4 protein-coding genes and 1 pseudogene are annotated in these 4668 nt (G+C 59.1%); all 5 read right to left on the bottom strand.

Going from position 1 to position 4668, the window contains the following annotated elements; translation table 11 throughout:
- Window positions 1-233, bottom strand: a pseudogene (locus AUC60_RS23120) (S49 family peptidase); the annotation flags it as partial.
- A 2-nt stretch (window positions 234-235) separates the two neighbouring features.
- Entirely contained in the window at window positions 236-1846 is a 1611-nt protein-coding gene (locus AUC60_RS23125) for a phage portal protein (protein WP_087273250.1), read from the bottom strand.
- 2 nt (window positions 1847-1848) lie between these two features.
- On the bottom strand, window positions 1849-2064 hold the full coding sequence (locus tag AUC60_RS23130) for a hypothetical protein (protein ID WP_087273252.1): 216 nt from the start codon (window positions 2062-2064) through the stop codon (window positions 1849-1851).
- 10 nt (window positions 2065-2074) lie between these two features.
- Window positions 2075-3964: a phage terminase large subunit family protein gene (locus tag AUC60_RS23135; protein ID WP_087273395.1), complete on the bottom strand. Its 1890-nt coding sequence runs from the start codon at window positions 3962-3964 to the stop codon at window positions 2075-2077.
- Between the two features lie 43 nt (window positions 3965-4007).
- Window positions 4008-4532, bottom strand: a complete 525-nt coding sequence (locus AUC60_RS23140; RefSeq protein WP_087273254.1) for a terminase small subunit — start codon at window positions 4530-4532, stop codon at window positions 4008-4010.
- Between the last annotated feature and the right edge of the window lie 136 nt (window positions 4533-4668).

Raw genomic sequence — 4668 nt, forward strand, 5'->3', positions numbered from 1 at the left:
GCACCGCTGATTTCGGTGAAAAGGTTGGCATAGCGAAACACCGGACCGACGACCGGGATAATCGCCACACCATTGCGTACGCTGACCGTGCGGCTGTTATCCAGTCGCATGCCAGTACGATTTTCCAGCGCCGCCGGATCGCCCATGCGGTCTGCAATGGTCAGTAAGTTATCCAGGGCGCCAGGCAGCATCAGCCACGGCTGCGATGCAGCCAGCTCGAATGCACGAGGCATGGTTATTCCTCAATGGGGTTAGCGGACGGATGCGCTTCCTGCTCCCGTCCTTTGGGTAAAACGTGCAGGCCATCGTTGCGCCGCTGAGTGACTTCGCGCACGCGCTGGCGATACACCTGTTGCCACGGCTCACCAGTCATTGCGGCGGTTTCCAGCGTTTCGTTGCTGACGCCAATTTCGATGCGCTTGCCGGCGGCGTTGGCCTCCTTCAGTTCATCGATAGCGCCACGAGCCGGACCGATCCATATTGCTTGGCAATACGCTTTGCGTTTGGCCGGGTCCGCATAACCCGGCAACTGGATCAGTCCACGGGCCACCGCCTCATCAATCAGCAATTCCCGACTGGGCTGGCAAAAGTCACAGATCAACCACCAGCGGCGCAGGCTGTAAAAGCGCCACGCCTGCAACATCGCTGCGCGGGCTGCGCTGTAGCTGCTGCTGTAATGCAGCAACAGCTCCTCCATCGGCTGCTCCAGTGCGGCGCCGATTTCCTTGACGACGGCGGTAAAAAACGGATCGAACTGCGCATTGGGTCGCGCGGGGTTGGCGATTACGGGTTCTTCGCCCTGCCCCAGATCGACAATAGCGCCCTCACCCAAGGCAAGATCGCCATCGCCGCTGCTATCGCCACTGGCAATGTCGCTTTCGTTGGCCAAGGCCGTCAGCGGCAGATTTCCAACCTGAAAGTCGCTGTTCTTCTTGATGAACACGGTGAACATCGCCGAGATCACCGCCGCCATCAGTTCGGCGCTGCTGTAGCGCTCCAGTTTCTGCAATGGTTCCAGCACTGGCGCCAGGTAAGGCGCTCCACGTTTCTGCCCTGGACGTTCTTTGTCGGCCATGACATGCATGACGCGCCGTCGGCCAGTGGCCGTACCAAACGCTGGCAGGCGCTCCCATTTAAGCGATTGGCCTGCTGTGAACTCGTTGGGGTATCCGGTGCAAACGTGATACGCCTGCGGCGCACCCAACTGGTCGAATTCGACGCCGTCCACAAGGTTTGCGCCATCCAGTTGCCCGCCTGGATTACAGACACGGTCAGATTCAATCAGCTGCAACCGCGTGCTGAAGATGCAACCAGGCCGCTCATCATCAGGACTGGCAACCAGCACATCACCGCCCACCATGGATGAAATCAGTACCAGCGCCTGCAATTGGTAGTGGTTCAGTGTCGCTTCGGCATCGCATTCGCGAGGGTCATCGGCGTACAACGACCACAGACGATCAAGCTGAGCGTTGATTGCATCGGCCTGCAGTTCGTCAAGACCAAGCGCGTCATGATCAACCTGTGACCGGCACACCAACCCGGTTCCTACAACATTGGTGCGCAAGCGCGTGATCGCCGCACGGGCGATCAGGTGGTTGCGCATGGCGTCTCGCGAGCGAGCTACCAGCATTCGTCGCTCGTTTTGATCAAGATCCCGACGCGGACTGCCGAGACCGGGAATCCAGCTGGCCATGCTGCGCAGAATCCGGGAAGCTCCACGCCACCGCGTTTCCACACCGCCCCCGCCGCCTTGGGCGACGATAGGCCTGGACTCGCTTGCCGACTTGGCGAGCTTGATGGCCTCGCGCATCAGCAGCTCGGCCGGGTCTTTTCGAAAAAATCCCATAGTCAGATCTTCATGTAGGAGACGCGGTTGCGGCCACGTCCCTGTTGTTGAGCCTGTTCCAGTGCGACTTCTTTGGCGTACTGCTGCTCCAGAAGACGCAAGCTGTCGAGTTCAGCGCGATAGAGCTCGCGATCCGCACGGCGCAGGCGCTGGCCTTTTTTCAGGACGTCAGAAATCGCCGCCCGGACTTCCTCAAGGCGCTGTTGTGCGTCTGTCATATGTGTTTCCTTAGTAGCCCGCGCGACTGCGGGTGCCCCGCCCGCGAGCGACAGCTCGGCGCGGTACCGGTGCGACCGGTTGTTCGGTACTGAACAGGGTTGGCTGCAGCAGTTGCTGCTCCAGCTGGTCCCATTCATGATCGCGTAACAGGTGAGTTTTCAGGCTGCGAGCGGCGTGCAAGGCATACACCTCGCAGTCCAGCGCTTCGTTGCGGCGACCAGCCTTTTTCTGCCAAACCATTTTGCTGGGGATCCGTGGGTGCGGAGCCAGGACTTCATTGGTCAGTTGCTCGTAGTAATCCGAGCGTATCTCGCTGTACCAATGCATGCGGCCGGGACCGGCACCTTTGAGGCGTAGCCGGCCATCAATAAGCGTTTTCGCTTTGTGCGTGCCGACGATATGGACCCGCAGGCCGTATTTTGCCGCCTTGGTGTTGTCCTGTGAGGTGTCCACCGACTGTGGGGGCCTGGTAAAGATTTCCTTGTCGCGACTGTCGATAGAAGCGCCTTTGATCGCCATCACGTTGTAGCGCTGACGATCCCGCACATAGGTATAAACCGCATCACTGGTGTTGCCGTCGGAGCTGTCGATGCTGACTGCGGATACAGCCAGTTGCGCACCGCTTTCGAGCGGTATGGGTTGGGAAATAACCCGATCCAGTTCCTGCCAAACGGCGTCATGCGGATCGATGGGGTTGCCGTGAAGTTCACCCCAGTACAATCGCCACGACTCTTCGCCTCGACCCCAACCGATGATTGTCAGAGCAAGGCGATCGCCTTGTACGTCCACGCCAACGGTGATCAGCAGCACACCTTTGGGCGCGGTCAGCTCAGCGTAAGGCTCGGCACGCTTTTCCAGCTCATCAGTCTTCGGTGCATCGCTCTGGTACTCGTAGCTTTCACCTTTGGAACTGTTGACGAAGGCAATCATCGGGCCGATGTTGCCCTGCGCCGCCGCGTGTTCAGCCTGGAGTTTTTTCTCCATGAGTACCGCAAAGCGTGATCCCCAAAATGTCGCGTAGAGCTCATTGAGGATGTAACCCGCAATGCCACGAAACTCGGCTGTCGCCGACCAGCGCCCATGCTTGAGATTGGCGTTCTTCTGGTTATCGTCCCAAATTGCGCCACAGTGTGGGCACGAGTAGAACGTCTTTTCCGGCCGTTTCTTGCCGTATACCTCGTGCAGGTATTGCGGATCCTCGTCGCAGTGCAGGTTGTCGAAGCTCAACGCGTGTTCTTGTCCACACTCATGACACGGTACAAGGCCCACACGCTTGTCGGACAGTTCCAGCTCCGCATCAATGGCCGACAAGCCTTTGATGGTCGGCGTGCCGCCGATGATGATCTTCGAGCGACGGAACGTTTTCAGTCGCTCCTTCGCCAGTTTGATACTGTCGCCCTGACCGCGCAGGTTGAGGTTGCAATCGTCCGGCTCTTCAATGGCCACTCGTGGCACCGGCGTGGACTTCACACTGGCCGGGCTGTTGGACCCCACCATTTTCAGGAAACCGCCTGGGAAGCGTTTGAAGTCCTGTCGCTGCTGTAGCTTGCGACTACGCAGATCGACCTTCTTGCGAAGCCGTGGCGTGGCCTCGATCATCGGTTCGAGCTTTTCGCCGACGTATTGCTTGGCCGCTTCGGCCTTGGGAAACAACACCAAAATCGGTGATGGGTCGATGTCGATCCATTTGCCCAGGGCGTTCCCCAAAACGCCAGATGTCCAAGCCACCTGCGCCGACTTACGGCCAACGATTTCACTGACGGCGGGATCATCCAACGCTTCAAGCGGCCCGCCCGGCCAGATCAGGTGCGGGGTTACATCAAAGCGATATTTGCCGGGGCGTGCAGCCTCTTCCGGTGCGAGCCAGCGGTACTTGTCAGCCCACTCAATAATGCTCATGCGAGGCGGCGGTGCCCATTTGCGACAAGCGCCGCGCAGCGCCTTAGTCGCCGTCTTCTTCAAGACTCTGCGAATAGTCCGATTCGTCAGAATATCCATCTGAGGCGGCATCATCCTTGTCATAGTCAGAGAGCCTCCTCAGGATGGCCTCAATGGGCTCGCGAATAAGTAGCTCGTCCACTTCAACGTCATAGCGCGCCGAGAGTTCAGCGGCCAGCGTGTCGGGGAAAGCGTTGAGCAGCTCCACTTTGGCGGCCGTGATCATCGCTTCGAAGCGCTCGACCAGATCAGCAGCAATGACCACTTCGCCAAGGTCCTTGGCCATCGCGAGTTCTTCGCGGTCAGCGCGGATCCGGTCAAGACGGTCACGAGAAGATTCTTTTTTGCCGTTGAGCGACGCCTGATGCATCAGCCACTGGATCACGGCTTCGGTGTCGTATTGGTTTTCGTTACCCCGACCCAGGCCAAACTCGGTCACCGGCATGCCGTCGTTCTGCCATCGTGTCAGGGTGCGTTCATCGCGGCCGACGATCTCGCTCAAGTCGGCCTTGCTGACTGCCCTGCCCATAACTACCCTTTTGAAAAGACGGACATCACTGCAAAATTCTCAGCTGCAGAGATTCCGCGGGTTTGATGCCCCGTGTAGGGGCGGCCCTCGGGGAGGACCCAGAAAATCAGGCGCCCCGCCCCCCTCTACCCCTCTA

The organism is Pseudomonas caspiana (genome assembly GCF_002158995.1).
GTDB classification, from domain to species: Bacteria; Pseudomonadota; Gammaproteobacteria; order Pseudomonadales; family Pseudomonadaceae; genus Aquipseudomonas; species Aquipseudomonas caspiana.